Origin of the sequence: Bacillus sp. JJ722 (assembly GCF_036963345.1) — a bacterium.
Lineage (GTDB): Bacteria > Bacillota > Bacilli > Bacillales > DSM-1321 > Bacillus_AD.
Map to the genome: position 1 here is coordinate 9,708 of NZ_JBALMO010000088.1, position 4,428 is coordinate 14,135.

The following is a 4,428-nucleotide window of genomic DNA, read 5'->3' on the forward strand; positions in this document are numbered from 1 at the left end:
GCATTTCTTAGTTGACTTATCGTAGGGAGGTTGGCGAAGTCCACTAGGAGCTGGGCGCTGGAGCTAGATGGCGCGCTAAATCATATACATTCTTATCTTTTAAAAAAGGTGATGTACATGTCATACGACATGTACATCACCTTTCTTTCATTCGTTTACACCTGTTCATGTGCTTCTTTAATTGTCTTTTCAATAAACGAATTTAATTCGTTACTATCCATTTCCTTATACCGTTCGTAAGTTACGGCTGGCAGTATAGAAATTGTAACATCTCCTGGCTTTATCCAGTTATTATTCTTCTCCATTAATTGAGACGTACCTTTAATGATGACAGGTACGATTGGAGATTTAGCATCCGTTGCTAGCCTCAAACTACCTGCTTTAAATTCACCTACCGGACCACCTTTACTCCTTGTCCCTTCTGGGAAGACAGCAATAGAATGACCTTCTTTCATAAGAGAAATACCTGAACGAATAGCTTTAATGGATTGTCTACGATCTTTACGATCCATAAACACACAATTCATAACTTCCATCCATCGGTAAACAATTGGTATTTTCTTTACTTCGATTTTTGAAATGAATCCGAATGGTTTTTTTAAAGAACTTATTAATACTGGAATATCAAAGTTACCTTCATGATTAGCCACGATTAAAACAGATCCAGATGGAATATTTTCTTCATCTAATACTGTTACATTAGCACCTGAAATCTTAACTAGTTTACTCGCCCATTTTTTAGCATGTGTATGTTTAAATTGGTCTTGCTCTTCTACAGTTAAAGAGTCATCGTTGAATTTTCTAGCTTTATTTAAAAATGGAATACTATAAAATAAGTAACCAAAAAAATAAAGGAAAAATGCCACTGTGCGCATCTTGTTGTACCTCCTGAGTAAATTGCCTTCCTCATTATATACAATTATGTAATTAAAAACTATAGCATTCCTTAAGTAATTGAGTATTGATACAAACTATATTCTTTCAAATCTATCGTGCCTATCATTATATGATTAGTAATATTGTTCCAACCGTGATGACAATACCTCCAATGATCGTTGTTTTTGATGGTTTTTCTTTTAAGATGATAAAACTTAAAATCATTGTAATAACGACACTAAACTTATCAATAGGAGCCACGATCGAAACCTTACCTATCGCAATTGCACCAAAATAGCATAACCAAGACAGCCCTGTAGCTACACCCGATAATATTAAAAATGTATAACTTCTTTTAGATATTTCTTTCAGTTGGCGATGCGTACCTTGAAACAATACAATTCCCCAAGCAAATATAATGATGACAACAGTTCTAATAAATGTTGCTACATTTGAATCGACATCTTCAATTCCTATTTTCGCTAAAATTGCTGTTAAAGCTGCAAATAGGGCAGATAACACAGCTAATACAATATAAGAGTTTGATGCTTTAATAGTTTTATCAGGCTTAATTTTACCAATTAGTATGAATGTTCCAACTGCTATGATTGCACCACCCGCAATTACCATCGGTGTAGCTGGTTCCCCTAAAATGATAAAAGACAAAATAATTGTCATAACTACACTCGACTTATCGATTGGAACAACTTTTGACACATCACCAATTTTGATCGCTTTGAAATAACATAACCAAGATAATCCAGTTGTCACACCAGATATAACTAAAAAAATCAAAGCTTTACCTGACACAGCTAAAATTTCATCGAAGTGACCGGTAATTAATACCATGATAAAGGCCATGATCACAACAACAATAGTACGCACAGCAGTTGCTAAATTTGAGTCTACCTTCTCTATTCCCACCTTTGCTAATATGGCCGTGAGAGAGGCAAATAGAGCGGCTAATAACGCTAATGTAATACTCACTAATCATCATCTCTTTTTCTAATATTCTTTATCCACCTTTAATTATGCATGAATTCCCAATTAGAATAAAGACCAATCACTTTATCATGATCGGTCTTTATTCCTTACTATATTTCTTACTTTCTTTCGTACACATGAAAATAATAGGTATACGGGTTTTTCTCATCTGTTATGCCTTGTTCAACAAATACTTCGTTCCACTCGCTATAATCGATTTCAGGAAAGAAGGTATCTCCTTCAAAAGCATGGTGAATTTTAGTAATATACAATTTATCTGTCTGAGAGAGAAAAAGTTTATAAATTTGCTCCCCACCGAAAATGAAGATTTCTTCTTCGTTTGCACAAAGCTTCAATACTTCTTCAGGTGAATGCGCAATTTCACAACCTTCTGCTTGGAAATGAACATCCCTTGTTAAAACAATATTTCTTCTTCCGGGAAGTGGTCTTCCTATCGACTCGTAATTTTTTCTTCCTATGATGATAGGATGACCCATCGTAGTTTTCTTTACATATTGTAATTCTCTCGGTAAACGCCAAGGCAATTGATTATTCATACCGATTACACGTTTTTCATCCATTGCTACAATAATGGAAACGATCATTGTATCCCCTCCCTTTGTTAGTTATTTACGTTTTAAACAGCCACTGGTGCTTTAATAGCTGGATGTGGATGATATCCATCAATATGGATATCATCCATTTCAAATTCAAATACAGATTGCTTGTCCTTATTTAATATAAGTGTTGGAAGTTGTTTAGGTTCACGGAGTAATTGCTTCTCAATCTGCTCCATGTGATTACTGTAAATATGAGCATCACCCAATGTATGAATAAACTCGCCTACTTCTAATCCACATTCATGTGCAATCAAATGCGTTAATAAAGCATAGCTCGCAATATTGAATGGAATTCCAAGAAATATATCCGCGCTGCGTTGATAAAGCTGACAAGAAAGCTTACCTTCTAACACATAGAATTGGAACAATGTATGACATGGTGGTAAAGCCATCGATGGTACATCTTCTGGATTCCATGCTGAAACAATTAATCTTCGTGAATCAGGGTTTCGCTTAATGGTTTCGATAACATCTTTTAATTGATCAATCGTTTCTCCAGCAGTTGTTTTCCATGCACGCCATTGCTTGCCATACACATCTCCAAGCTCTCCATATTTACGAGCAAACTCATCATCATTCAAAATAGAATCAATAAAAACCTTCATTTGCTTTTGATATTCTTGATTGAATGCTTCATCTTCTTGAGAACGCAAACCAAAGTCAGTCATATCAGGTCCAGTATATTCATCACTTTCAACCCACTTTTTAAATGCCCATTCATTCCAAATATGATTATTATGCTGAAGCAAATATTTAATATTTGTATCTCCTTTAATAAACCATAACAATTCACTAGCGATTAATCGAAATGGAATACGTTTCGTTGTCATTAATGGAAAACCTTCTTGTAAATCATAACGCATTTGATAGCCGAATGTGCTGATTGTACCTGTTCCTGTACGGTCTTCTTTCTTCACACCATTATGCAAAACGTGTTTACACAGCTCTAAGTATTGTTTCAATGTAATAGCACCTCTATAATCAATAATATTGTTATATTTTAACCTTTATTATTAGAAGAAGTACAGGGAGAACATTTTGGTTTTTTTACAATAAGCCGGAAGATCCTTGTTTTGTAACACAGTTCCATATAAAAATGTTTATGATGATTGAAAGGAGAATCAAAGAGTTGGAATGGAATATTGACCCAAATCATACCTTCTATGCAGTTTTTCTTACATTGAATGAGAATGTGAATATTGAGATTGGAGCAAGAGGGCTCTATCATTTCACAAAAGGAAATTATATATACATTGGTAGCGCAAAGAAAAACATCCTTAAACGAGTACAGAGACATTACATGATCGAAAAAACAAAACGCTGGCACTTAGACTATTTACGTCCTTATTGTTCCATTACAAAAATACAATCTTATGAGGATCCAGATGGAGAATGTTCCTTAGCAGCTAAGTTTGCTGAACAAGGTGAAGTTTGGATGAAACAGTTCGGAGCCTCAGATTGTAAATGTAATGGTCATCTAATTCGCCTTAACTAGAAAAGGCAGTTTTACAAAGCTTATTAGTTATTGGAGACCTAAGTTGGAAATAATACACAAAGATATATTTTTTTATTCTTTAGTCAATTAAGAACATTCCGCCATAGTATTTCATAAACTAGAATACTACGATAATAGGTGAGATGTTATGAAAAATAATGAAGAAATCAACAATCTCTTAGAGCAGCTCAATGATGTAAGTATGGTTATGAATCTCGAAATATTTATTTATCTAGATCTTTTTTTATTGTCTTTTTTCTTAGGTTTTTTATTATATTCTCAATTGCACCACTGGCAATCGCCATTTATTATTTCTATTTTATTTTTTCTATCCAGTTCTTTTATTTTTAAGGTTTTTGTAAGGAAACATGACCCCTAGATAAGGGGGCTGTCAGAAGTAGGTTTCGTGAAATATATAAACTTACTTAAGCAGCATAACAAATTTCTCGTAAC

5 protein-coding genes are annotated in these 4,428 nt (G+C 34.0%); 1 reads left to right on the forward strand and 4 read right to left on the reverse strand.

The genetic code is table 11. The features are described 5' to 3' along the window. Positions 1–155 precede the first annotated feature (155 nt). The 4 genes from V7014_RS12345 to V7014_RS12360 all read right to left on the reverse strand — a co-directional run bounded on the left by V7014_RS12345 (position 156) and on the right by V7014_RS12360 (position 3,442). The gene (locus V7014_RS12345) at positions 156–875 is read right to left on the reverse strand and encodes a lysophospholipid acyltransferase family protein (RefSeq protein WP_335507510.1); all 720 of its coding nucleotides are present in this window, start codon (positions 873–875) and stop codon (positions 156–158) included. A 127-nt stretch (positions 876–1,002) separates the two neighbouring features. Continuing rightward, the gene (locus V7014_RS12350) at positions 1,003–1,863 is read right to left on the reverse strand and encodes an EamA family transporter (RefSeq protein WP_335507512.1); all 861 of its coding nucleotides are present in this window, start codon (positions 1,861–1,863) and stop codon (positions 1,003–1,005) included. Positions 1,864–1,979: 116 nt separating this feature from the next. Continuing rightward, the gene (locus tag V7014_RS12355; RefSeq protein WP_335507514.1) at positions 1,980–2,465 is read right to left on the reverse strand and encodes a dihydrofolate reductase; all 486 of its coding nucleotides are present in this window, start codon (positions 2,463–2,465) and stop codon (positions 1,980–1,982) included. Positions 2,466–2,497: 32 nt separating this feature from the next. Then, positions 2,498–3,442 (reverse strand): thymidylate synthase, encoded by a 945-nt coding sequence (locus V7014_RS12360; RefSeq protein WP_438824909.1) that lies wholly within the window; start codon positions 3,440–3,442, stop codon positions 2,498–2,500. A 167-nt stretch (positions 3,443–3,609) separates the two neighbouring features. On the opposite strand from V7014_RS12360, the gene V7014_RS12365 reads away from it, so the two are divergent. After that, positions 3,610–3,975, forward strand: a complete 366-nt coding sequence (locus V7014_RS12365; protein WP_335507516.1) for a GIY-YIG nuclease family protein — start codon at positions 3,610–3,612, stop codon at positions 3,973–3,975. Positions 3,976–4,428 lie beyond the last annotated feature (453 nt).